Genomic DNA, 22,961 nt, shown 5'->3' on the forward strand with positions numbered 1-22,961 from the left:
AAAAAGCCCCCTCTATTATCCTTCATCTGAAGTAAAGGATACTATAGAGAGAGCCGGATTTCAAATGTTCACATCTTAAAACAAGAGAATGTGATCATGATGTCTAGATTTTCATGATACCGCCCGTATTGGCACTTGTTACAAGTTTAGAATAACGGGCTAAATAGCCGGTTTTCACTTTTGGCTCAAAGCCTTTCCAATTCGCTTTCCGTTTTTCCCATTCTTCTTCCGGCACTTGAACGTCCAGGATGCGTTTTTCAATATCAACGATGATATGATCGCCGTTTTCAACAAAGGCAAGCGGTCCGCCTTCTGCTGCCTCTGGTGATACGTGTCCGATTGAAAGGCCTCGTGATGCTCCGGAAAAACGTCCGTCTGTAATCAGCGCTACTTTCGGACCAAGCCCCATTCCGACAATCTGTGATGTAGGTGCAAGCATTTCAGGCATACCCGGACCGCCCTTTGGCCCTTCATAACGAATGATGACGACATCGCCTTCTTTTACTTTCCGGTTGATAATGCCGTCTAGCGCCTCATCCTGAGAGTCGAATACGACAGCCGGCCCTTCGTGTCTCGTAATTCCGTTCTGTACGCCGCCGGTTTTGATGATAGCGCCGTCCGGAGCCAGATTTCCGAATAATACGGCAAGGCCGCCCTTTTCAGTGAATGGCTGATCTAACGGATGAATCACGTTATAATCCTTCACTTCATGTCCGGCAATGGTTTCTCCAAGCGTCTCACCTGTAACTGTCAGCGCGTCCAAATGAAGTGCTCCTTCTTTTTTGGAAAGCTCATTCAATGCTGCAGACACACCGCCCGCTTCATGAAGATCTTCAATAAATACATCAGATGCAGGCGCCAGCTTAGCCAAATGCGGCACGCGCTCTGCGACTTCATTGATGCGTTCTAAAGAGTATTCAACGCCAGCTTCATTTGCAAGGGCAAGCGTATGAAGTACAGTATTTGTTGAACCGCCGAGCGCCATATCAAGCGCAAACGCGTTATCAATCGCTTTTACTGTAACGATATCTCTCGGTTTGATGTCTTTGCGAATGGTTTCCATTAATTGCGCAGCTGATTTTCTGACAAACTCTTTTCGTTCCGGTGATGTCGCGAGAATGGTTCCATTACCAGGCAAAGCCAATCCAAGCGCCTCTGACAGACAGTTCATTGAGTTTGCTGTAAACATTCCCGAGCAAGATCCGCATGTCGGGCAGCCGAACTGTTCTAATTCTTGAAGTTCGCTTTCGCCGATTTTTCCAGCTTGATAAGCACCGACTCCCTCAAATACTGAAGAAAGAGAGATTTTGCGGCCGTCGCTTGTTCTTCCTGCCGCCATCGGTCCTCCGCTGACAAAAATGGTCGGAATGTTGATGCGCATAGCCGCCATAAGCATTCCCGGCGTGATTTTATCACAGTTCGGAATACAGACCATTCCGTCAAACCAGTGCGCTGATACAACAGTTTCCACTGAGTCCGCGATGATCTCACGGCTCGGGAGCGAATATCTCATTCCGATATGCCCCATCGCAATTCCGTCATCTACACCGATTGTATTAAATTCAAACGGTACGCCTCCGGCTTCTCTGATTGCTTCTTTTACGATTTTCCCAAACTCCTGCAAGTGAACATGACCGGGAACGATATCAATATATGAGTTACAAACCGCAATAAACGGTTTGCCAAAATCCTCTTCTTTTACACCTGCTGCGCGGAGCAAACTGCGGTGCGGTGCTCTATCGATTCCTTGTGTGATCATGTTACTGCGTAATTCTGCCATGGTGATCCTCCTAAATAGTCTCAATTGTTAGATTGAATTTTATTTTAACAATTTTCAGTTTATTTGTGGGCCGTTTTAGCTAAATCGCATGATTTCAGGCCGCCCTTTCCTCTGTTGTTTGATTCATGTTTTTATATTTATATAGCTTTCTGTCGATGGGAACCCTCCAACTATTAATATTGTTACTTACTATATATAGTTTTTGATTATTTTTCAACAATATTCGAAATAATTTTTATAAAAAGTGAATTCAAACAAAAAAGGTGCATGATCTGCACCTTCATCTTCTTTTTTATTCGCCTTTTTTTCTGCTCTCTGTCATTTGCTTCCAGACTGAACCTTTTGCCTCTTCCCCATGTTCGATTCGTTCCAGCGCCATTTTCACTTGAAGGCTGACTTCGAATTCCGGATCATCTTCAGCAGCCCGCAAAGCTTCTATTGCACTTTCATCACCGACTTCGTAAAGGAACATAGCGGCGCGCCAGCGGACCAGCTTGCTTGAGTCGCTTAACGATTTTATCATCGCAGGGATGGCTTGAGGATCGCCGATATCAGACAGGCAGTCTCCAGCCGTTCTTCTCACCGATACAGACTTATCCTCAAGCGCCTTATACAATAGAGGAAGAACATCAGGTGATTCAATCATTCCCAAATACACAACAGCCTGTCTTCTAATGGACACCTTCGGATCATCCAATGCTTTTTGCAAAACGGGGATGTCCTCTTCTTTTGGATCCATCTGCTCCAAGTGTGCGTATCGCCGCTTCCAGTCCTCATCATCCAGCATGTCAAGCGTTACTTTATAGGCTTTGCGCTGTGCTGTTTGTTTCGTTTCGCCTTTACCTTGGATCGCTGCTTCCGTTAGCCGTTTCAGCCTTTCATCACTGTAAGCGGCCTGAAGCTCTTCTGTCACGTCATGGCCGATTTCAGTAAAATCGCCGAATCTGACGCCTTGTTCTTTCCAAGCTCGTTCAAACACAACATTTGACGCTTCAGATCTGAGTTTTAAGATCGCCTGCTGAAAACGGTCAGGAAGCCCGAACCGCTCTTCACGCTCACCATCTGTTAATTTGACTTGCATAGGAATTCCGCTGAACATCTGTACAAAAACTTTCACTTCTCCAAATGACTCCTGATCTGAGCGGTTTTCTGCACTCTCAGCGCTCTCCATTCCAAATGCCGTCCGGACTTGCGGTAAAATGTCTTTCCAGTCATATCTGGCGTTCCGTTCAACCGCAAGAAAGTCGGCAACGTGATATACCCCTTTAACTCCTTCAATATTTAGGATTTCCACGACAACAGGCGGGGCGCCTTCTGCCTGATCCGGTTTATAATTATTGCTTTTGCCCGCCGGAAGCTCTTCCGTTAAGATGACCTTCATTGTATTCGGGCTTGGCGTCGGTTCAATTGATTTTATCTTCATGATTGTCCTCCTATAGCCTATCTGTGACTTATTCTAACATAGTCGCCCCGCGCCTTCTATTACGATGTTTCAATATCAATTCCGGGAATTTCTTTTTCTAATTGACTGACAAAATGAAGCATAAATTTATGCCTCTCGTCAGCCATTTCTCTTGCGGTATCTGTATTCATCATATCTTTTAGGAGCAGCAGCTTGCTGAAAAAGTGGGTATAGGCACTCTTATCATTTCCATAAAGGCTATGTCCCTTTGCTCCCGCAAACATAAACGTCCGTGCTATACCAACTGCGCCGATCGCATCCAGCCTGTCAGCATCCTGTACGATTTTCCCCTCAAGTGAAAGCGGTTCTTTTCCGAGCTTTTCCCTGTCCCGAAAGGACATTCTAGTAATAATGTGAATAATTCTTTCAGCCTCATCTTTTCCGGCTCCTAAAGAAACCAGCCGTTCGTCCACCTCACTGACTGAAAGCCTGATTGCGTCAGGCAGCTTCACATCAATCAAATCATGAACCAAGGCTGCCGCTTCAACGACGAACAAATCCGCATTTTCCTTTTTTCCAATATATAAAGCAAGCTCTGCAACTCTTGACACATGAAGCCAGTCATGACCCGAGCTTTCCCCGTTCAGAACAGATTTGACCCATGTCCTGATTTGCTCTGTCTGCATCCGTTTTCGATCCTGCACCAAAACACCCTCTTTAATGTCCTAATAACTTCGCAATAACGTCTTCCAGCTCTTTCGGATTTGTGTTTGGTGAATAGCGGCCGGCTATTTCTCCGTTTCTGTCCACTACAAATTTAGTGAAATTCCATTTGATTGCCTTTGTTCCGAGCATGCCTTTCGCATGTTCTGTCAAATACACAAAAAGCGGGTGGGCGTTTTTTCCGTTCACCTCGACTTTTGAAAACATGGGAAACGTAACACCATAATTTGTTTTGCAAAATTCCTGTATGCCTTTCTCATCGTCAGGCTCCTGATTCATAAATTGATTGCAGGGGAACCCTAAAATCTCCAGGCCCTCCGGCTGGTATGTATCATACAGCTCCTGAAGCTGCTTAAATTGAGGAGTAAAGCCGCATTTACTGGCTGTGTTAACAATCAACAACACCTTTCCGGCAAATGGCTGAAGTGTCATGTCTTTGCCTGTAATGGTGCGGACCCTCATATTGTATATAGACATTGAAATTCCCTCCTAATGAACCTGAGTGCTGTGATTATTTTACCTTTTTTCCTGTTTCAAAACAAAACGGAAGCTCTAGGTTTATCAATTGTACAGACATCGTGTTCAACGGATGTTCTTCCCTCATCGGATCATTTGTTTATGAATAGAAACATCTTTTGAGAAGGAGCTATTATTCTATTTATTGCATGACACCTGGAAAACTCATTACAGTGAAACCAAAAGTCATATGTTTGCGTTTATTATATAGTATTTTCTGCTGTTCCCCTTCAAACCCTTATAGATAGATTGAAAATTGGCGGGAAAATTCCTATAATGAAGAAAATTAACGGGGAAATGATGGAGGTGGCACGTTGCCTATTAATATACCTACACACCTGCCGGCAAAACAGGTGCTTGAGAGTGAACATATCTTTGTAATGGATGAAAGCAGAGCATTTCATCAGGATATCCGGCCGCAGAAAATTATTATTTTAAATTTAATGCCGAAAAAAATCCAAACGGAAACTCAGCTGCTCAGACTGCTTGGGAATTCGCCTTTGCAGGTTCATTTTACATTTTTAATCCCAAGCACTCATACACCGAAAAATACAGCAAGGGAACACCTTGATGAGTTTTATACGACATTCTCCAATATCCGTCATAAGAAATTTGACGGCATGATCATCACCGGTGCGCCGATCGAGCATTTGGCGTTTGAAGATGTTTCTTATTGGGAAGAGCTCAAAGAGATTATGGAATGGAGCAAAACGAATGTCACGTCAACCTTGCATATTTGCTGGGGTGCTCAGGCAGGTTTGTATTATCATTACGGCGTGGAAAAAACTGAAATGCCGAAAAAAATCTTTGGTGTGTTTGAACATACTGTTCTTTCCAAGCACGAAAGATTGGTAAGAGGTTTTGACGAGCTATACTACGTGCCGCATTCCCGGCATACAGATATAAATATGGAACAACTGCAAGCAGTGCCCGAGTTAAACATTCTTACTGCATCAAAGGAAGCTGGGGTTTGCTTAATTGTGTCAAAAGACGAAAAACAAGTCTTTTTAACAGGACACCCTGAATATGATACAAATACGTTGCTTCAAGAGTATGAAAGAGATCTGGAACGAAACCTTTCGACTGTCGAGGCGCCGAAACATTATTTCGCAGAAGACAGCAAAGAACCTGTCAATCGCTGGAAAGCACATGCGACATTATTGTTTATGAACTGGCTTAATTATTATGTTTACCAAGAAACTCCTTATGAATGGGACTAATTTTTCTTTTTAAAGTGATACGCTGAGCAAAAAATATGATAAAATACATCTGATTCAGTATGCGTATAACAAAAATTTAAAATACTGGAATCCGAATCTTTTAAAATTAGTTTAATTTTTTCACTGCATTAATAATTCGATTATGTATTTGTGTTATGTTTATGTATAGACAATAACTCCTTACGATGCATGAAGCTTGCTTGTTGTTGATTACATTGAGGTGAATTTACTTGAATACCAATAAAAGAGTATTAATTTTGACTGCAAATTACGGAAATGGACATGTACAGGTAGCCAAAACGCTTTATGAACAATGTGTACGTCTCGGCTTTCAGCATGTAACAGTTTCTAATTTGTATCAAGAGTCAAATCCGATTGTTTCAGAGGTAACTCAGTACCTTTATTTAAAAAGCTTCTCAATCGGAAAACAGTTTTATCGTTTGTTTTATTACGGAGTTGACAAAATCTATAATAAACGTAAATTTAATATTTACTTTAAAATGGGAAATAAACGATTGGGCGAACTTGTCGATGAACATCAGCCCGACATCATTATTAATACATTTCCGATGATCGTCGTACCCGAATACAGACGGAGAACAGGAAGAGTTATTCCTACCTTCAACGTCATGACTGATTTTTGTCTTCATAAAATTTGGGTTCACGAAAATGTGGATAAATATTATGTGGCGACAGATTATGTGAAGGAAAAACTGATTGAGATCGGGACCCATCCCAGCAACGTGAAAATTACGGGAATTCCGATCAGGCCTCAATTTGAAGAATCTCTGCCGGTTGAGCCGATTTATAAAAAGTACGATCTTTCGCCTGACAAAAAAGTGCTGCTCATCATGGCTGGCGCACACGGTGTATTAAAGAACGTAAAAGAGCTGTGCGAAAACCTTGTTATGGATGATCAGGTGCAAGTGGTGGTCGTATGCGGAAAAAATACGGCTTTAAAAGAATCCTTGAGCACACTTGAAGCAGAAAACAGCGATAACTTAAAGGTTCTCGGCTATGTAGAGCGAATTGACGAGCTCTTCCGGGTCACAGATTGCATGATTACAAAACCAGGCGGTATTACTTTGACAGAAGCCACTGCTATCGGCGTGCCTGTCATTCTGTACAAACCAGTGCCCGGACAAGAAAAAGAAAATGCAAATTTCTTTGAGGACCGCGGAGCTGCCATTGTCGTGAACCGGCATGAAGAGATTCTCGAGTCTGTCACCTCCCTTCTTTCAGATGAAGATACCTTACAGCGAATGAAGAAAAACATTAAGAGTCTTCATTTGGCACACTCCTCTGAAGTGATTTTGGAGGATATTTTGAAGGAATCAGAAATGATGACGACCAAACAAAAAGCCAAGGCGCTTTCTTAACTGATGTTCTTGCAGGAGCACACGAAAAATCGTGTGCTCTTTTTATTCGCATTCATCTTTTCGTAAAAGCGGTTACATTTTTTTGAGAAACTTGCCCTTTTTTTCAAAAATAAGCAGTTTCGCAACTTGACGCGTGCTGCCAGATGGTGTATAGTTGAACCATCATTTAACAACGAAACGAAGTTAAATGATACAAAATTTTTTTTAGCACATAGGTGCTACAGTACTAGGAGGAATTAAGCAATATGCAAAACGGTAAAGTAAAATGGTTCAACAACGAAAAAGGATTCGGCTTCATTGAAGTTGAAGGCGGAGACGATGTATTTGTTCACTTCACAGCTATCGAAGGAGAAGGATACAAATCATTAGAAGAAGGACAAGAAGTTTCTTTTGAAATTGTCGAAGGTAATCGTGGACCTCAAGCTTCTAATGTTGTAAAACTCTAAACTCAATATAAGTTGACAAATAGAGGAGAGGCAAATGCCTCTCCTATTTGATTTTCATCTGAATTTCGATCGCTAAAATGTTTTGTTTGCACCTCTGCTCAATCTCTTCAATATGCTTTTCCATTGACGGCTTTCCTTTTTTCGCAATATCCGCAAGTTCTTCTAAATCATTGTATATTTCTATAAATGTTTTGTGAAGGATCGATTTTAAGTCTTTATCATCCATAGCTGTGCTCCCCTTCTCTACCAAGATACCTCAAATAGTAAAACAGACCTACTCATTCAGGTTCAATAGTTATATCGGCTTATTTTTTATTTTATTTTCTATTTTGGCACATAAATTTAAAAAAACTCTGCAAAATAGTTGCGGAGGTGTTTTTTTGTGAACTCAGAATTTCATGAAGAGGATCAGACTGGATTTACCGATAAACGGCAGCTGGAGCTAGCGGTGGAAACAGCGCAGAAAACGACCGGCGCCGCCACAAGAGGCCGAAGCTCAACATTACTCAATTCCGCATACCAAGCCATCGAGGACGCCAGGGAGCTTTCACTGTCTCAAGAACTGGCAGCTCTTGATGATCCTGAATTTGTACAGCAGCAACAGCAGCTGTTAGATGCCTGCCAGCATCAGCTGGATGAATTTAAAAAATAAAACCGCAGCTTCTGCGGTTTTATTTTTTAGTGCTTGGTTAAGACATCTCCATATGATTTAAGCTTTTCCCCCACGGTACATTTATTGATACAAAATGAATGTGCGTATGTTTTGCCAAATTCCTTGCGAAACTGCTTCTTAATAAAACAGTCTTTGCAATATTCATCTTGCAGTTCTGTCAGTTCCTTATATATAGCTTTCTTATCCAATATTGTCATCTCCGTTACAGTCTAATTTCATGTGGCTTTCTACGAATTGATGAGATAGGATTTTTTTTGCGAGGCCATCAGCTTCCTGATTTTCTTTTCGCTGTATCGTTTCGTATGTCGGACTCAGCTTTAGTGACTCAAGAAGCGCTTCTATTTTATCCAGCCATTCATTATGGGAGGGATCATAGCAAGGCCAGCTGCCGTCAAGCTGGTTCAGCACAACAAGAGAGTCCCCTCTGATCGTGATTGAATTTCTGCTAGCTCCGAGCTCTCTTACTTCTCTTATCGCTTCATAAAGAGCGGCATATTCAGCTTCGTTATTGGTTTTCAGACGGAAGCTTTTATTTTTTCTTAAGCGGTGGCGCGTCCCTCCCAATGTATAATAAATGACGATTCCGAGCCCGGCCAGCTGGCTTTCCTTATCGAAACTGCCGTCAAAATAAACGGTAATGTCATCAGGTTCATGCGCAAGCTCCTCAGTCAGCTTTTCTAATTCCTTCAGCGTCCAGACGCCGCCCTTCTCATCTTCGAATTCAAGTTCCTTCATATAAGGAAAACGGCCGAGTTCCCTCGCGAGCATACGTGCTTCCTGAACAGTCAGCCAGTTTTCGCCCAAAAACGAGACAGGCCCTGTCCCTTTTGCTTCTATTTTCATGTGCGGTCTGAGATTCAATATAATCACCTTACCATTCATTAGTTGCCGGGCTTGTGCTATAATCAAACCATTCTTAACCCGGAAAGGAAGCTTCTTCATTTTGTTTAATAACTCTTTTTGGATCTTTTTTGCGATCATTCATTTTATCATTGTTCTTTTATTTTATAAAGGATTTGGCAAAATGGGTTTATTTGTGTGGATCGGCTTTGCAACAGTCTGTGCCAACCTTCAAGTCGTCAAAACGGTTGAACTGTTTGGCTTAACAGCAACGCTCGGGAATGTGATGTACGGCACAATCTTTTTTGCTACAGATGTGCTGAATGAAAAATATGGGCCAGCTGAAGCGAGAAAAGCTGTATGGCTCGGGTTTTCGACTCTCCTAACACTGACTTTTGTTATGCAGGGCGTTCTGCTTTTCGAACCCGCTTCGAGCGATATTTCACAAACAGCACTGGAAACGATTTTCGGTTTTCTCCCGAGAGTTGCTTTGGGAAGTCTGCTTGCCTTTATCTTCAGCCAAACACTGGATGTTTATGTATATTCGGCAATTAGAAGGATATTTCCTTCCGATCGGCTTCTATGGCTGAGAAACGGCGGCAGTACAGCAGTCAGCCAGCTGTTTGATACATTCATTTTTACCGGAGTCGCTTTTTTCGGTACATATCCGGCGGATGTTTGGCTACATATTTTTATTTCTACATATTTGATTAAGTTTGCGGTATCTCTGATTTCTCTGCCCTATGCTTATGCGGCGAAAAAAATGATTCCGAGTGACGAAAGGAGTACATGATGCCTACAGAAATTTATGTTGACGGAGCGAGCGCCGGTAATCCAGGGCCTTCCGGCATCGGCATTTTTATCAAACATGAAGGAAAAGCAGAATCTTTCTCGATTCCAATTGGAATGCATACCAATCAGGAAGCGGAATTTCTCGCGTTAATTGAAGGCATGAAACTGTGTGCAGCGCGCGGGTATCAATCGGTCTCCTTTCGAACTGACTCGGATATCGTGGAACGCGCAGCCGATCTGGAGATCGTGAAAAATAAAGCGTTTCAGTCATTTGTCGAAGAAATCATCCGATTAAAAATGGCCTTCCCTCTTTTTTTCATCAAATGGATTCCGGGAAAGCAAAACCAAAAAGCCGACCAGCTGGCAAAAGAAGCGATTCGGATGAATGATAAGAATTAAATCAAGCTGAATGGTTCATCCTATTGATGAGGTGAACAAACATGAAAAAGAAAGATAAGGGCCGGCTGACCGGCGGTGTTTCCCCGCAAGGCGATTTAGAAGGAAATACACATAATGACCCTAAAACAGAGCTTGAGGAAAGAGCTAAAAAAAGCAATACAAAACGCTAGAGAAGATCTTAAACGATCTCTCTAGCGTTCAGTTTTTCAAGCATACGCTCTATTCCTTTGATCTGATGGCGGCGAAGCATGACAGCCGCCTGCTCCATATTCAATGTAAAAACGGCTTCTGTCAGCGTACAGGCTAACGGCACAGAGCAGTTAATCTCAGCAAGCTTCCTCGAAATTTCCAAGTCGCTTAAACCTTGCTGAATTTTCCCCTGCTGTCCCTTTGGAAGAAGAGACAGATTCTCCAGCAAGCGGTCAATTGTTTCGTATTCACGAATCAGTTTATACGCGGTTTTTTCTCCAATGCCTTTTACTCCGGGATAATTATCACTGGAATCGCCCATCAGCGCTTTGATGTCAATTAAAGCCTTGGGCAGGACACCTGTTTCTTCGTAAAATACTTCTTTTGTATACATTTTATAATTGCCGATTCCTTTTTGAAGCAGCGCAACGCTTACTTCGTCCGTTAACAGCTGAAGTAAATCCCTGTCGCCTGTTACGATCGTAATATCCGTTTCTTCAGAAAACAAAGCTGCAAGTGTTCCAATACAATCATCCGCTTCGTACCCGGCAAGGCCAATATTCATGATGCCAAGTTCAGCGGCCGCTTCCTTTGCCAGATCAAATTGCGGGATCAGCTCAACCGGCGGCTGGCTTCGGTTCGCCTTATAATCCTGAAACAGATCATTCCGGTACGTTTTGCTGCCCATGTCCCAGCAGCATACAACATGTGTAGGCTGAAATGTTTCCACGGCTGTGATTAAATGTTTCAAAAAACCGTTAACGCCGTTTGTCGGAACCCCGCTGTCATTTATCATAAAGTTGCGATGCACGGCTGTGGCGAAAAATGCCCTGAATAATAGAGCCATGCCGTCAACAAGCAATAATTTATTTTTCATATGATAACTCCTTTTTCTATCAGTCGATCTATTTTACCATAAGTGCCGCGAAAATAAAAAACAGCATCTCTGTATAGAGATACTGTTTGCGGTTAAATTAATCGTTGTGTCTTTTATTGCTGGCAATCAGCTTTTCAGCTTCGCGTCCTGCGTAAGAGTCGAAATGGGTTTGAAACCCGTTTTTCTTTTTGGCATTGTTATTGGCCTGTGCATTTCTGTTACCCAGCTTTGTTCTGCCCAACATAAATCCCCCCTTACGTCGGATACATATAGTATGCGCGTAACGGAGGATCTACACTCGAGGCAGGATCATCCAGCTTATGTGCGGCTGACGTATTCGTTGACCATTTCTTTTGATACCAGACGTCTAGTCGGTACGATGCCTTTCTTGGCCAGCTGATTCATCTTTTCTGTAATTTCATTAATGGCATCTGTTGAAAATGGCTCATCGTTTTTGCATTTAGCAACAGCTTCTTCAATCGCCATTTCACGAAGGTGTTCAAGCTGCATAAATGTTTTAATATGCTCGTGCTGTTTTGCAGAATGTGCAGAAATTGCTTTATGTACCTCTGACATCAATCGTTCATCTCGCTTTTTCTATTTAGTCTATCATGACTTGAAATGCAAGCCAACTGAATTTTTACATTTTGATTGTATCGCCTGTTCTCTGCCAAGAAATACATGCTTGATATGCATCTTCTATCTCTTTCACATGTTCCCCTTCTGCGTATCCTTCTGCATACGTATCTCTTTGGCCCTCTATTTGCGCCAATGCTTTTTCCGCCATTCCATACTGCTGGTGTCTGACATATTCAGCATAATGAGATATAAGGCTTTCTTCTTCACTTCTAATCCAGGCCTCCGTTATTTTCATAAGCTTCGTCCGCACTGCTTCAATGAAGCCTGCTTTTCCTTTCTGTTCAAAAAACTGCTTCGGAGATTTGATTTGTTTTTGCTCCTGTTCAAAGGCACGTTCATCGATTTCAGGTTCAACTTCTTTGAGCTGTATACTGTTAGAGAGCTGATCATCCGCATAAATGGAGAAATATCCGTCTTCTTCCAATGTTTTTTGACAGCTTTCCAGCCACTCTTCAGTGATATGCCGTTCGATGAAACCGCTCATTCGAATGTCGAGCGTTTTGATCTCTTGAATATATTCAAATTGATAATCATGTAATGCGCTTTTCATCGCCGCACTGATATTCTTTTTCCAATCTCCATTTTGAAGACCCGGATGATATGCAGATTTTAACAAATCATTCGCAAAAAAGGACAAACGCTGTGTAATGTGATAAAGCTGCTCCCTTGTATCCTTTTTTACTTTCTCAATAATGGTTTCTGAATTGCGGCGTTCCTTGATATCAGCAGCTGCCCGCTCAAACGATAACAGAAGGCGCTTTTTTTGCGCTTCCTTTTCTTCTTTGGACTGATGCTGAGATTGATGAAGCTGTAAGACCGTCTCACATAGTTTGTCTGCTTCTGAGCTAAGCTGGGCCGCAGCCGCTTTCTTTACATCGACCTCAACAAACTGGTCTAAATGTGCTCTTGCTTTTGAGAACTGATTATGATACGTTTCCGGTTTTCCTAAGAGCTCTTCTTTACTTGACACGTAAAAGAGCTGCGGATCATGAATTCCTTCTTTTAAAAGCTCTGATCTGACATAATCCGTGACCGTTTCGAGCTCTGCTTTATCTTTCGCAAGATCAGCGGCATTAATGACAAAAAACATTTTATCCATGCTAAGCGATTCTTTCACGAGTCCCAGCTTCCGTAAAAATGAGCGGTCTCCTTTCGAGAAAGAATGCTGATAATAAGTCATGTAAAAAAACGCATCGGCATCCTTGATATATTGAAACGCAAGTTCTGTATGCCGTTTATTCAGACTGCTGGCTCCAGGTGTATCAACGATCGTAATCCCTTTTTCAGTCAGCGGGCTTTTATAATAAACGGTCACTTCCTTTACAGCACAAGCCGTTGTCTCCTCAGCTACATACGGTTTTAATTCGGAGAGCGGAATCGTTAATATCTTTTGGGCCTGAATATATTGCTGATATTTTTCATATGCAAGCAGGAAATGACTGATCATGTTGATTTGTTCTTCTTGCAGACGCTCTTTTTTGATTGCCTTTTTCCATTTTTCCGCAAATGACCGTCCTTGTGGTTCCTCTTGCATTCCTGTGAGCTGCATGATTTCAGCTGTTATGTCACCCTCCGTCTTAAACATGACATCCGCTGTTTTGTGAGATTTGCCGTTTACCGGTTTCGTTATTTTGTTAATCGTTGCTGTTGTCGGTGTCGGTGATGACGGCAGCACTCTTTCACCAACCAGCGCATTGGCAAATGAGGATTTTCCTGAACTGAATCCGCCAAATAGAGCAAGTGTAAATTTTCGGTCTTCCAGCCTTTTAATCCTTTCACGAAAAGCTGAGGTTTGTTTTGACAGCATACGATATCCGCCCAATAGATCAGACAGTGTGTAAAAGCGTTTTATCTGCTCTTGAAGCGGCAGCTCTTTCCCGCTTTTCACTTCTGTTTTTAGCGTCTGCTGCTTTGTATGCTGTGCTTGGCTTTGTTTCTGTTCTGGAGCCTCGACCTTTTTTTTCTTCGTTCTAAACCAGTCCGGATCTATGTTTATTGGGCTTGCAGACTTCTCTTCCCAGATCGCCCACATCCGGTCGGCTTTCTCACGGGCATGTTGTTCATGACTGGCCTGTTCTTGAAGATAAGCCAGCTTTTCCGATTCCTGCGCGAGCCGGCCATTGATCGATTCCTGTTCTATAGAAGTACTCTCTTTTACCGTGGAGGTAAGTGTTTTGATGATGTCTGACGCTTCAGCTTTCGCCTCTTTACGGATCAGCTCCGCCAAATCTTTTGTATATTGCAAGACATATTCAGAAGAAAATGCTGCACCTTGCTTGACTGCGCGTTCAATGATATCAATATGAAGCGGCGTGCGATAGGCCTGGATCAGCTTCTCACTTTCAGCTGATTGAATATCGAATCCCTTGGCGTGTTTATGCAAAATATCTATGATATGCCAATCCGCTTCAGCTTCCGTTCTTTTTTTCACATCCGAGAAAAACTCATTTCTCCTTTTTTCTCTTTCCTGTGCAGTCTTTGCTTTAGAAAAGAAAAAACCGGTCTTAAAAGAGGGTTCACGTGATTCTAAGTAAGCTGCTGCCAGTTCACGCATTTCAAAAGGCGTCAAATTAGCGTTTCTTAAAATTCGATTGACTTCCTCCTGCATCGTGCTTTCTGCCTCAATCGGTTTATTTGCTGCTTCGGTTGATTGAAGCTGCAGGGAATCCACCAGCCGCGCTTGTTTTTCAAGCTGTTCTCCAGAACTTGGACTGTCCGTATCCTCTTTCATGAGCATCTCTGTGTGCTCTCTCAGTAAATTCTGTACTTTTTGTTCAGTAATGGAATGCAAATTTCTTTTTGAATGCTGTTCAATTCTTTTTAACTCTTTTCGCAGGATACCGATTTGATTGAATGGGTGATTCGGTTCCGTCACCGACGTAAAAAAGAGTGCATCCTTCGGAATTCCTTCTTGACAAAGCATCTCCTCCACTTGCGCTTTGTAATCTTCAAAGCGTGTCTCAGTCTCATCATGTCTGTCAATTTGATTAACGATAAAATAGACATTCGGAATGCTGTCTTTGATTGACCTAAGAAACAGTACATTTTCCTCAGAGTGGACATGGTTATAGTGTACGACATAAAACAGCGCATCTGCCTGGTGAAGAATAGATGCCGCCGATAAAAAATGAGCCTCATCTGTTGAGTCAATCCCGGGGGTATCAATATACGCAACTCCTGGTTCGATTTCAGTATACCGGTCAAAAATTTCTACAGTTTCAATCTGCTCCCCATCCTTGCAATATTGCTGCACCTTGTCTTTATGATAGGCACCCTCCAGCTCCGCACACGCTCCGTCTGTTGTATGAAGACGAACACGCTTTTCTCCGTTTCTGATCACAACAAGGTTAGCGCTGGTCGGAATTGGACTTGTCGGCAGAATATTCTCCATTAACAGGCAGTTCAGCAATGACGATTTCCCCGCTGAATAATGCCCTGTAAACGCGATATAAATTTCTTCATCTGCGGCTTTCTTAACAACTGAAGCCAGTTTAGCCGCCCTTTTTTCATCCTGGTTCTCAATCAATTGTTCATAAAGTGCCCCAGTTTTGTACAAAAGTTCTTGTCTGCTGCGTTCTGTCATAAGTCTGAACCCCTTTGTGCCGTTTCAATTATGAATCTTTTTTGAAAGATCTGAATAAATCCCACTTCCATTTTACACAAGAATGACCCAAATTTCTTTATGAGAATAGAAAAAAGCTGCCGAAGACGGCAGCTTCTATAAAAGAAAATCTGCAACTTTTTTACAAGTTCCAGATTCTTTAAACAGATTTATTAGAGATTCCTTTCAATACAAAACCAATTAATACACTATATGTACAAACTGCCCCAAGCAAAAACAGCATTGTCATTTGCTTCACCATCCTGATTGAGAATCTTTTTCAAGTTCATTCTAACATGGATGAGAATGATATTCAATCTCTATTTTGCTGTATATTCTCGTAATGCTTGCTCCTCTGCACGTATTCTGACAGACAGCATAACGGCATTTAAAAGAGAAAACAGACACATGGTAAAGTACGCTTGATACAAGAGCGGAATCAGGATGATTTCTAATACGACAACTGTATAGTTTGGGTGCTTCAGCCATTTGTATGGCCCTTTTTTGACAAGTTCAACACCCGGAACAACAAGAATTTTTGTATTCCAGTATGCCCCCAAGGAACAAAGCGCCCAATATCGAATCGCCTGTACTGCTAATATAGCCGCTGCTATGCCTGACCACCAGTTTGAAGGCTGTTTGTGCAGCAATAGTACTTCGGCAATTAAAGACAGAAAAAAAAGAATGTGCATGGTGATGATATACGGATAATGACCCTCTCCGAACTCTATCGCACCTTGTTTTTTCACCTTTTGTTCGTTTCGTCTCGCCACAGCCATTTCCGCTGCTCTTTGAGCAGTGAGCACAGTGATTAGCATCCAAAACATGAGTTATGCCCCCTTTTCCCAGCTGAACAGCAGCAATTCTGATGAAAATCCCGGCCCCAATGCACCGATCAGCCCCCGTTCTGCTTCGTTTTTGCTTCCGTTCTGCAGATGGTGGTCGATTACATACAGAATGGTGGCTGATGACATATTTCCGTGTTTTTTAAGGATAGTTTGCGAAGACGCAAGCTGCTCAGGTGACAGTTCAAGACATTTAATGTATGCATCAATGACTTTTTTTCCGCCTGGATGAGCCAGAAAGACCGTAATATCGCTGAATGAAAGCTGATGTCCATTCAAAAAAGCCTGGACATTTGTCTTCAACCATTTTTCAACCAAAGTCGGAATATCCCTTGAAAAAATGACTTTGAAACCATGATCGGTAAAGTCCCAGCCCATAACATCTTCAGATTGTTTCATCAATACAGATTGCGAATCCGATATATTCGGCAAAAGCTGGAGCTTTGTCAGCCGGCGGTCCGCCTTCTCCCCGCATAATAATGCCGCTGCAATGCCATCCCCAAAAAGTGATGTGCCGATCAAATTGCTTTTCGTTTTATCTTCAGGCTGAAATGTCAGACTGCACAGCTCAGCAGCAATGACAAGAACAAAAGCCTCCGGATACGCTTTGCAGTACTCAGCAGCGCGCGCAAGCCCGCTCGCCCCTCCTGCACAGCCGAGTCCCCAAAGCGGAATTCGCTTCGTATAAGGAGAAAACGGGAGTTCATTCATCAGCCGCGCCTCAATGCTTGGTGTGGAAAGGCCCGTGCTGGAGACGAAAAAAACAGCATCCACTTTTTCATAAGGAATGGGTTCTTGAAGATAGGCTTCATTTGCGAGACACTTTTGAACAGCACTGACGCTATGCCTGAGTGTTTCCTCTATGTAAATTTGATTTTTTTCTTCGAAGCTGTGCCCTTCTTTATACCATTCAATCGGTCTCACAAATTGTCTCGATTCAATTTGCCCGTTTTTAAAGGAGGTTAACAGCCGTTCTATATCTTTAAAGGAATGCTGAAACATATATCTGGCAAACTCCGCCGCCTTTTCTTGATCCACATCATTCTCAGGAAGACTTGTCCCGATCGACAAAACAAACGCCATATGATCACCTCTTAGCATACATTGTGCCGCAACTTTCTTTTTTATATGCAAAAAAACTCCACCGAAGCGGAGTTTACACTGCTGTTTTTTGCTGATTGACATCAGCTTTCTGTTCTGTTTTTTCAGTTTTCGAAAACATATTATATATCACATTCAAGACAACAGCTGTAAAGCTGCCGGCAACAATGCCGTTTGTTGTAAGAAGCGTTAAGGCACTTGGAAGCTGTTTAAATATGTCCGGCACAACTGTCACACCGAGCCCAAGCCCCACTGAGCAAGCAACGATCAGCAGATTTTCCTGCTTTGCAAAATCAATTCGGCTGAGCATTTTGATGCCATAAGCAATGACCATTCCAAACATGGCCACCATCGCTCCGCCTAACACGGCAGATGGAATGATTGTCGTAAAAGCAGCAATTTTGGGAAACAGGCCAAAAGCCATTAGAAGCACGCCTGTCGCCACAATCACTGTATTTTTCTTGATTCCTGTCAGCTGGACAAGACCGACGTTTTGAGAAAATGCAGTGTAAGGAAATGCGTTAAATATACCGCCCAGCAAAACAGCAAGTCCTTCTGCACGATATCCTCTGGATAAGTCCTTTTCTGACAGACGGCGGTTGGTCAGATCGCCTAAAGCAAAGTAAACGCCCGTTGACTCCACAAGGCTGACGATGGCAACGATGGACATTGTAATGATAGGGGCCGCATGAAAAGACGGTGTGCCGAAATAAAACGGCTGAATCATTTGCACAAAGGCAGCGTCTGAAACATTATCAAACTGAACTTTCCCCATAAAATACGCAATAAATGTCCCGATCAAAATACCGATCAAAATGGAGATGGACTTGATAAATCCTGTTGTAAAGCGGTATAGAAGCACGATGATGCTCAAAACGATAAAAGCGAGAGCGAGATTAGAAAGTTCACCGAAGTCTGGACTGCCTTCCCCGCCGGCTATATTATTCATGGCCACCGGCATAAGCGTAATGCCAATGATGGTAACGACAGAACCTGTAACGACAGGCGGAAAAAACGAGACGAGTTTTCCAAAGAAAAAAGAAATGAGAATTACAAGTATACCTGAAGCGATAATACTTCCATAAACGGCGGAAACTCCGTATTCGGAGCCTATCGCAATCATTGGTGACACAGCGGTAAATGTGCAGCCAAGCACAACTGGAAGCCCGATGCCGAAAAACCGATTGCTCCAAACTTGGAGAAGTGTAGCAACACCGCACATAAAAATATCAATCGACACCAAGTAGGTCAGCTGCTCCGCCGTCAGCCCCATCGCCTTCCCCACAATCAGGGGAACGACAATGGCGCCGGCGTACATGGCGAGTACATGCTGGATCCCTAGTGACAGCGTTTTGCCGAATCCGTTTTTCATGAAGGAACCTCCTGTACAAAGGATACTTTTCCTTTTTCTAAAGATTCAATTCTTGCCAAAGATTCCACCCGATAGCCAAGCTTCACAAGTTCTTCTCTTCCCGGCTGAAACGATTTTTCAATGACAATGCCAAGTCCCGCGACAGAAGCTCCAGCTTGCTGTACGATCGATACCAGCCCAAGTGCGGCTTGTCCATTTGCCAAAAAGTCATCAATAATCAAAACGCGGTCCTGATCTGACAGATGGTTTCCTGATACTGCGATTTGGCTTTCTGTTTGCTTCGTAAAGGAATAAACAGACGATGTCAGCAAATTGTCAGTGAGCGTTAAAGACTTATGTTTTCTCGCGAAGACGACTGGCACACCCATTTGTAAACCAGCCATTACGGCCGGAGCAATTCCGGATGATTCGATTGTAACAATTTTTGTTACTCCGTCTTTTTCAAATCTGGCGGCAAACTCGTCACCGATTTTCTTCATGAGCAGCGGATCAATTTGATGATTTAAAAAAGCATCCACTTTCAATACCTGATCTGATAAAACGACGCCCTCTTCCTCTATTTTTCGTTTCAGTGCTTCCATCCTGTCATACCTCCGTTTAGATAATAAAAAAAGCATTACCCGCTCAAAACAAAGAGCAAGCAATGCTGAAATAACAAAAAACCGTACACGTCCGGTCTCATTGCTCACTCATAGTCGGACATTTACGGTGCCCGGTAGAAACTTGCGTGCCATATCCACGCGATTATATGAGTGTTCCTATCATATTGTTACAAATTATATCAAGATTCTAAGGTCTTGCATAGACAAAAATAAAAATTTCCGAACTTTAATTCTTTTTTTGAAAAAATCATTCGTTTTTTATGAATATTTTGTTAATAAGTTAGCCTGACGTTTAAAACGCCAGGCTTTTTTATTAAGATAAATACAGATTTGAGTATTTATTTTGCAAATAATCAATCAGATAGCGTACATTCAGTTCTTCACCTGTTGCTTCTTTAATAATGTCTAATGGCTTTTTCCGTTTTCCGTGAATATGCACTTTTTCCGTCAGCCATTGTTTAATCGGATGAAACTCTCCTCTTTCCAAGAGAGTATCAAATTCAGGCAGATCATCGAGCATTTTATGCTTCAGCTGTGCTGCATACATATAACCAAGTGCATACGATGGGAAGTAGCCAAAATCTCCACCCGCCCAGTGAACATCCTGCAGGATTCCCTCTGCATCCTCAGAAGGAGTAATACCTAAATAATCCTGATATTTTTGATTCCAAAGTGAAGGCAGTTCTTCCACAGATACTTCATTGCTGAAAATCGCTTTTTCAATTTCATAACGAATAATAATATGCAAAGGATACGTCAATTCATCCGATTCAACTCTGATTAATGAAGGTTTTGATTCGTTGACAGCCCTAACAAAATCATCAAGCGATATGTTGCCGAACTGTTCAGGAGACGCTTCTTGTATTTTCTGATAGTATGGTGTCCAGAAATGCTTGTTGCGTCCAATAAAATTCTCGTAAAATAATGATTGAGATTCATGAATTCCCATTGAAGCACCGTCTGATAAATTCGTCCCGCTCAGCGCTTCGTCAATATTTTGCTCGTAGATCGCGTGACCGCATTCATGAATTGTGCCGAAAATAGCTGTCCGGAAATCTTTTTCATCATATCTCGTCGTCACCCGAACATCCCCGCGGTTCATTGTTGTCGCAAATGGATGAACGGTTTCATCAAGCCTTCCGCCGTCAAAATCGTAGCCGAGCTCTTGCAGGAAATAAAGGCTGAGTTCTTTTTGTTTTTCCTTAGGGAACACTTCACTGATAAAGCTTGTATCCGGTTTATTCTCTGAGGCTGACACTTGTTTGATAAGAGGAATGATCGCTTCTTTCAGCTCAGAAAACAGCTGATCAAGCACCTTGACTGTCACACCTGGTTCAAACAAATCAAGCAATGCATTATAAGGATGCTCTTCATAACCCCAATATTCAATAAATCGTTTATTGTATTCGACCAGCTCCTCCAAATAAGGGGCAAACAAGCTGAAATCAGATTTTCCTTTCGCTTCCTCCCATGCTGTTTCAGCCTTTGAACAAAGAATAACATATTCCCTGTATTCTGCTTCAGGAATTTTTTTGTTTTCTTCATACTCTTTTTTAGCCAGCTCTACAGCCTTTTTCGTATCTTCAGCCAAATCATCAAACCGTTCATAAAGCGCATCAATAAGCTCCTTCATCCGATCTGATGTCTGGATATTGAATATATCTGTCGAAAGCTGACCGATGCTTTCAGCACGGTCCTCTGAGCCGTTTTTCGGCGCGCCTGTTCTGGAGTCCCAATGCATCAATGCAACCGCTTCACTATAATGTGAGATTCTTTTTAAAAGATCAAAAAATTCCTTTTCGTATGTATGTATCTCCATATCCATTCCCTCCCTATTCTAGCCGTTCCATTACAGGCTACTGGAAGGGTGTTTGAAAGTCAAATTGTTTGTATAAAAGGCTGCCGGTCTAGTTATCGGCAGCCTTCATCACTCAGTTTATCGTCATTTGATTGTTTGGCGGCGGTGTTTTTCGTTTTTTCGCATTGATTTTTTTATCCGCCCACACTGTTACCAGAGGTGTTAACAAAGAGGTGACAATAACGCTTGTCGCAATGATTGCAGTTGCAGATTCAGCAACGGGTGCAAACGCAGAATTCGCTTCCGCTAAGGCGTATGGCACGGCGACGGCCGCTCCCGCTGTTGATGAAGCTGCCACCCCCGCGACACCATCTCCCCGGGCAATGAAACGATCAAGCAAATACAAGGAACCGCCGGATAAGATGACAACAGAGACACCGACCAAAATGCCTAATAACCCTGACTGAATCAGCATTCCAAAATTTAAAGTGTTCCCAAGTGAAAATGCAAAAAACGGAATGATTGCCGGCACTACCTTGCTGAATAAGTCTCTCAGATCATGATCAAGATTTCCAAGTATGCAGCCGAGCAAAAACGGGATGACTGTTGCCGCCAGCGTTTCCCACGGAAAAGCAGCCAGTCCGGTAACACCGAATGTAACCATGGTCATAAAAGGTCCAGATTCTGTACTGATAAACGCGAATGCGCCGGCATCTTCTTTCCTGCCCATATGATTCATGAGCGCCAAATAAAGGCCGCCGTTCGTTTCATTCATCACTGCAACAATGGCTAGAACAGAAAGACCTGCAAAGAATCCGGATTGTATGCCTTCATCGGGTATAAATTGAGCCGCAATCACACCGAGCAGTGCCGCAAACCCGATCTTTCCCAATAATAAGGTAATCCCTTTTCTCGCAATATAGCCTGAAGAACGGAAATCAATCGTCGCTCCAACGCAAAAGATAAAAACGCCTAGTATGGGAAGGGTTCCTGTAATAAGCGCACCCGTAAACCCTCCAAAAAACTCTGCTGTTCCAGGCGCAAACGTATTAAGCGCTGCTCCCAGAAACAGCGGAATAATCATCATTCCGCCAGGTACCCGTTCAATTGTCGCTTTGATTTTCATATATATTCTCCCATCCTCCGGTTATGGAAAAACAATACCCCTTATGTGGCTACACTTGGAAAACAGCCTGTAAATCCTCTTTTGAACAGCTTTCCAGCTGGCTTCCGACTCCGACGGCACCTGCCCCTGCCTTGAGCCATTCCGGAACCTCAGACGGATGGATCCCGCCAGTCGGTATAAAAGTAACCTGCGGAAAAGGGCCCGCTAAATTTTTCATAAAAGGGATGCCGAATACACCGCTTGGAAACAGCTTTAATGTAGTAAATCCACATGTCAACGCTTTCATAATTTCGCTCGGTGTCAGTACGCCAGGGATATAATGCGTCTTCATAAACGATAGGTGTTCAGCAAGATCTGTTGAAAAACCCGGACTGACAATAAATTGTGCTCCTGCTTCCGCAGCTTCTCCCGCCTGCTGCGCAGTGATGACCGTGCCCGCTCCGATTAAGACATCTTCCCGATTTCTGTAGGACTCAATAATAGCAGAAGCTCCAGGTGTCGTATAAGTGACTTCAATTGTCCGAATCCCTTTATCTATCAAACTCTCAATCTGCTGACAGGCCTGCTGTTTATCCTTTGAACGAATGACTGCAATCAGCTTGGCTTCTTTCAGACGGTTTTCTACTACATTGGACTCCATA

General features: G+C 42.8%; 26 protein-coding genes and 1 riboswitch. Of the genes, 7 read left to right on the plus strand and 19 right to left on the minus strand.

What is annotated here, in order from left to right; genetic code table 11:
* Positions 1–103 precede the first annotated feature (103 nt).
* The 4 genes from ilvD to CJU60_RS04990 all read right to left on the minus strand — a co-directional run bounded on the left by ilvD (position 104) and on the right by CJU60_RS04990 (position 4,382).
* Complete coding sequence (gene ilvD / locus CJU60_RS04975; protein WP_024121795.1) at positions 104–1,780, minus strand: dihydroxy-acid dehydratase; 1,677 nt, start codon at positions 1,778–1,780, stop codon at positions 104–106.
* A gap of 292 nt (positions 1,781–2,072) precedes the next feature.
* Positions 2,073–3,203 carry a conserved virulence factor C family protein gene (locus CJU60_RS04980; RefSeq protein ID WP_024121796.1) on the minus strand — a complete coding sequence of 377 codons (1,131 nt, stop codon included), beginning with the start codon at positions 3,201–3,203 and terminating at the stop codon, positions 2,073–2,075.
* A 59-nt stretch (positions 3,204–3,262) separates the two neighbouring features.
* Complete coding sequence (locus tag CJU60_RS04985; protein WP_095713155.1) at positions 3,263–3,868, minus strand: HD domain-containing protein; 606 nt, start codon at positions 3,866–3,868, stop codon at positions 3,263–3,265.
* A gap of 31 nt (positions 3,869–3,899) precedes the next feature.
* Positions 3,900–4,382 (minus strand): glutathione peroxidase, encoded by a 483-nt coding sequence (locus CJU60_RS04990; protein ID WP_095713140.1) that lies wholly within the window; start codon positions 4,380–4,382, stop codon positions 3,900–3,902.
* A gap of 353 nt (positions 4,383–4,735) precedes the next feature.
* Between CJU60_RS04990 and metA the strand changes: the two genes are divergently transcribed.
* From metA to cspD, 3 genes are all read left to right on the plus strand, one after another.
* Complete coding sequence (metA, locus tag CJU60_RS04995; RefSeq protein WP_024121799.1) at positions 4,736–5,641, plus strand: homoserine O-acetyltransferase MetA; 906 nt, start codon at positions 4,736–4,738, stop codon at positions 5,639–5,641.
* 230 nt (positions 5,642–5,871) lie between these two features.
* A complete protein-coding gene (locus tag CJU60_RS05000) occupies positions 5,872–7,020 on the plus strand; it encodes a diglucosyl diacylglycerol synthase (protein ID WP_095713141.1) in 1,149 nt (382 codons plus the stop codon).
* Positions 7,021–7,265: 245 nt separating this feature from the next.
* Positions 7,266–7,466: a cold-shock protein CspD gene (gene cspD, locus CJU60_RS05005; protein ID WP_003153604.1), complete on the plus strand. Its 201-nt coding sequence runs from the start codon at positions 7,266–7,268 to the stop codon at positions 7,464–7,466.
* 43 nt (positions 7,467–7,509) lie between these two features.
* On the opposite strand, the gene degR is transcribed toward cspD, so the two are convergent.
* Positions 7,510–7,692: a transcriptional regulator DegR gene (gene degR, locus CJU60_RS05010; protein ID WP_010334663.1), complete on the minus strand. Its 183-nt coding sequence runs from the start codon at positions 7,690–7,692 to the stop codon at positions 7,510–7,512.
* Positions 7,693–7,848: 156 nt separating this feature from the next.
* On the opposite strand from degR, the gene CJU60_RS05015 reads away from it, so the two are divergent.
* Positions 7,849–8,118, plus strand: coding sequence for a DUF2564 family protein (locus tag CJU60_RS05015; RefSeq protein WP_024121801.1), 270 nt, complete (start codon positions 7,849–7,851; stop codon positions 8,116–8,118).
* Positions 8,119–8,144: 26 nt separating this feature from the next.
* On the opposite strand, the gene CJU60_RS05020 is transcribed toward CJU60_RS05015, so the two are convergent.
* Positions 8,145–8,327, minus strand: a complete 183-nt coding sequence (locus tag CJU60_RS05020; protein ID WP_024121802.1) for a zinc-finger domain-containing protein — start codon at positions 8,325–8,327, stop codon at positions 8,145–8,147.
* Positions 8,320–9,000 carry a ribonuclease H family protein gene (locus CJU60_RS05025; RefSeq protein WP_095713156.1) on the minus strand — a complete coding sequence of 227 codons (681 nt, stop codon included), beginning with the start codon at positions 8,998–9,000 and terminating at the stop codon, positions 8,320–8,322. The genes CJU60_RS05020 and CJU60_RS05025 overlap by 8 nt, the downstream gene beginning before the upstream one ends.
* Before the next feature lie 82 nt (positions 9,001–9,082).
* On the opposite strand from CJU60_RS05025, the gene CJU60_RS05030 reads away from it, so the two are divergent.
* Genes CJU60_RS05030 through sspL form a run of 3 tightly spaced genes read left to right on the plus strand, consistent with a single transcriptional unit; the run spans position 9,083 to position 10,340 of the window.
* Positions 9,083–9,772, plus strand: coding sequence for a queuosine precursor transporter (locus tag CJU60_RS05030; protein ID WP_024121804.1), 690 nt, complete (start codon positions 9,083–9,085; stop codon positions 9,770–9,772).
* On the plus strand, positions 9,772–10,170 hold the full coding sequence (locus tag CJU60_RS05035; RefSeq protein ID WP_024121805.1) for a reverse transcriptase-like protein: 399 nt from the start codon (positions 9,772–9,774) through the stop codon (positions 10,168–10,170). Before CJU60_RS05030 ends, CJU60_RS05035 begins: the two co-directional genes overlap by 1 nt.
* Before the next feature lie 41 nt (positions 10,171–10,211).
* Positions 10,212–10,340 carry a small, acid-soluble spore protein L gene (sspL, locus tag CJU60_RS05040; RefSeq protein WP_010334670.1) on the plus strand — a complete coding sequence of 43 codons (129 nt, stop codon included), beginning with the start codon at positions 10,212–10,214 and terminating at the stop codon, positions 10,338–10,340.
* Positions 10,341–10,348: 8 nt separating this feature from the next.
* Here sspL and CJU60_RS05045 read toward each other — a convergent pair whose 3' ends face one another.
* The 12 genes from CJU60_RS05045 to eda all read right to left on the minus strand — a co-directional run bounded on the left by CJU60_RS05045 (position 10,349) and on the right by eda (position 22,960).
* On the minus strand, positions 10,349–11,236 hold the full coding sequence (locus tag CJU60_RS05045; RefSeq protein ID WP_095713142.1) for a 5'-3' exonuclease: 888 nt from the start codon (positions 11,234–11,236) through the stop codon (positions 10,349–10,351).
* A 97-nt stretch (positions 11,237–11,333) separates the two neighbouring features.
* On the minus strand, positions 11,334–11,480 hold the full coding sequence (locus CJU60_RS05050; protein ID WP_003230761.1) for a hypothetical protein: 147 nt from the start codon (positions 11,478–11,480) through the stop codon (positions 11,334–11,336).
* A gap of 74 nt (positions 11,481–11,554) precedes the next feature.
* Complete coding sequence (locus tag CJU60_RS05055) at positions 11,555–11,812, minus strand: YpbS family protein (protein WP_024121807.1); 258 nt, start codon at positions 11,810–11,812, stop codon at positions 11,555–11,557.
* A 64-nt stretch (positions 11,813–11,876) separates the two neighbouring features.
* Complete coding sequence (gene dynA, locus CJU60_RS05060; protein WP_095713143.1) at positions 11,877–15,458, minus strand: dynamin GTPase; 3,582 nt, start codon at positions 15,456–15,458, stop codon at positions 11,877–11,879.
* A 178-nt stretch (positions 15,459–15,636) separates the two neighbouring features.
* The gene (gene fbpC / locus CJU60_RS05065; protein WP_100069434.1) at positions 15,637–15,726 is read right to left on the minus strand and encodes a Fur-regulated basic protein FbpC; all 90 of its coding nucleotides are present in this window, start codon (positions 15,724–15,726) and stop codon (positions 15,637–15,639) included.
* A 70-nt stretch (positions 15,727–15,796) separates the two neighbouring features.
* The gene (locus CJU60_RS05070; RefSeq protein ID WP_024121809.1) at positions 15,797–16,303 is read right to left on the minus strand and encodes an isoprenylcysteine carboxyl methyltransferase family protein; all 507 of its coding nucleotides are present in this window, start codon (positions 16,301–16,303) and stop codon (positions 15,797–15,799) included.
* 3 nt (positions 16,304–16,306) lie between these two features.
* Positions 16,307–17,404 (minus strand): type III polyketide synthase, encoded by a 1,098-nt coding sequence (locus CJU60_RS05075; RefSeq protein ID WP_095713144.1) that lies wholly within the window; start codon positions 17,402–17,404, stop codon positions 16,307–16,309.
* 73 nt (positions 17,405–17,477) lie between these two features.
* Complete coding sequence (gene pbuX / locus CJU60_RS05080; protein WP_095713145.1) at positions 17,478–18,794, minus strand: xanthine permease PbuX; 1,317 nt, start codon at positions 18,792–18,794, stop codon at positions 17,478–17,480.
* On the minus strand, positions 18,791–19,375 hold the full coding sequence (xpt, locus tag CJU60_RS05085) for a xanthine phosphoribosyltransferase (protein ID WP_095713157.1): 585 nt from the start codon (positions 19,373–19,375) through the stop codon (positions 18,791–18,793). The genes pbuX and xpt overlap by 4 nt, the downstream gene beginning before the upstream one ends.
* 91 nt (positions 19,376–19,466) lie before the next feature.
* Positions 19,467–19,566: riboswitch (purine riboswitch) on the minus strand.
* A gap of 143 nt (positions 19,567–19,709) precedes the next feature.
* On the minus strand, positions 19,710–21,215 hold the full coding sequence (locus CJU60_RS05090) for a carboxypeptidase M32 (protein ID WP_095713146.1): 1,506 nt from the start codon (positions 21,213–21,215) through the stop codon (positions 19,710–19,712).
* A gap of 112 nt (positions 21,216–21,327) precedes the next feature.
* On the minus strand, positions 21,328–22,320 hold the full coding sequence (kdgT, locus tag CJU60_RS05095) for a 2-keto-3-deoxygluconate transporter (RefSeq protein ID WP_095713147.1): 993 nt from the start codon (positions 22,318–22,320) through the stop codon (positions 21,328–21,330).
* Between the two features lie 49 nt (positions 22,321–22,369).
* Complete coding sequence (gene eda / locus CJU60_RS05100; RefSeq protein ID WP_095713148.1) at positions 22,370–22,960, minus strand: bifunctional 4-hydroxy-2-oxoglutarate aldolase/2-dehydro-3-deoxy-phosphogluconate aldolase; 591 nt, start codon at positions 22,958–22,960, stop codon at positions 22,370–22,372.
* Position 22,961 lies beyond the last annotated feature (1 nt).

The organism is Bacillus sp. 7705b, from assembly GCF_002289525.1.
Taxonomy (GTDB): Bacteria; Bacillota; Bacilli; order Bacillales; family Bacillaceae; genus Bacillus; species Bacillus halotolerans.

What these genes read in the sequence shown, in the direction of transcription:
- ilvD (WP_024121795.1), bottom strand. Translation starts at nt 1,780, where the DNA reads ATGGCAGAATTACGCAGTAACATGATCACACAAGGAATCGATAGAGCA.
- CJU60_RS04980 (WP_024121796.1), bottom strand. Translation starts at nt 3,203, where the DNA reads ATGAAGATAAAATCAATTGAACCGACGCCAAGCCCGAATACAATGAAG.
- CJU60_RS04985 (WP_095713155.1), bottom strand. Translation starts at nt 3,868, where the DNA reads ATGCAGACAGAGCAAATCAGGACATGGGTCAAATCTGTTCTGAACGGG.
- CJU60_RS04990 (WP_095713140.1), bottom strand. Translation starts at nt 4,382, where the DNA reads ATGTCTATATACAATATGAGGGTCCGCACCATTACAGGCAAAGACATG.
- cspD (WP_003153604.1), top strand. Translation starts at nt 7,266, where the DNA reads ATGCAAAACGGTAAAGTAAAATGGTTCAACAACGAAAAAGGATTCGGC.
- degR (WP_010334663.1), bottom strand. Translation starts at nt 7,692, where the DNA reads ATGGATGATAAAGACTTAAAATCGATCCTTCACAAAACATTTATAGAA.
- CJU60_RS05035 (WP_024121805.1), top strand. Translation starts at nt 9,772, where the DNA reads ATGCCTACAGAAATTTATGTTGACGGAGCGAGCGCCGGTAATCCAGGG.
- sspL (WP_010334670.1), top strand. Translation starts at nt 10,212, where the DNA reads ATGAAAAAGAAAGATAAGGGCCGGCTGACCGGCGGTGTTTCCCCGCAA.
- CJU60_RS05045 (WP_095713142.1), bottom strand. Translation starts at nt 11,236, where the DNA reads ATGAAAAATAAATTATTGCTTGTTGACGGCATGGCTCTATTATTCAGG.
- CJU60_RS05050 (WP_003230761.1), bottom strand. Translation starts at nt 11,480, where the DNA reads ATGTTGGGCAGAACAAAGCTGGGTAACAGAAATGCACAGGCCAATAAC.
- CJU60_RS05055 (WP_024121807.1), bottom strand. Translation starts at nt 11,812, where the DNA reads ATGTCAGAGGTACATAAAGCAATTTCTGCACATTCTGCAAAACAGCAC.
- dynA (WP_095713143.1), bottom strand. Translation starts at nt 15,458, where the DNA reads ATGACAGAACGCAGCAGACAAGAACTTTTGTACAAAACTGGGGCACTT.
- fbpC (WP_100069434.1), bottom strand. Translation starts at nt 15,726, where the DNA reads ATGACAATGCTGTTTTTGCTTGGGGCAGTTTGTACATATAGTGTATTA.
- CJU60_RS05070 (WP_024121809.1), bottom strand. Translation starts at nt 16,303, where the DNA reads ATGTTTTGGATGCTAATCACTGTGCTCACTGCTCAAAGAGCAGCGGAA.
- CJU60_RS05075 (WP_095713144.1), bottom strand. Translation starts at nt 17,404, where the DNA reads ATGGCGTTTGTTTTGTCGATCGGGACAAGTCTTCCTGAGAATGATGTG.
- pbuX (WP_095713145.1), bottom strand. Translation starts at nt 18,794, where the DNA reads ATGAAAAACGGATTCGGCAAAACGCTGTCACTAGGGATCCAGCATGTA.
- xpt (WP_095713157.1), bottom strand. Translation starts at nt 19,375, where the DNA reads ATGGAAGCACTGAAACGAAAAATAGAGGAAGAGGGCGTCGTTTTATCA.
- CJU60_RS05090 (WP_095713146.1), bottom strand. Translation starts at nt 21,215, where the DNA reads ATGGAGATACATACATACGAAAAGGAATTTTTTGATCTTTTAAAAAGA.
- kdgT (WP_095713147.1), bottom strand. Translation starts at nt 22,320, where the DNA reads ATGAAAATCAAAGCGACAATTGAACGGGTACCTGGCGGAATGATGATT.
- eda (WP_095713148.1), bottom strand. Translation starts at nt 22,960, where the DNA reads ATGGAGTCCAATGTAGTAGAAAACCGTCTGAAAGAAGCCAAGCTGATT.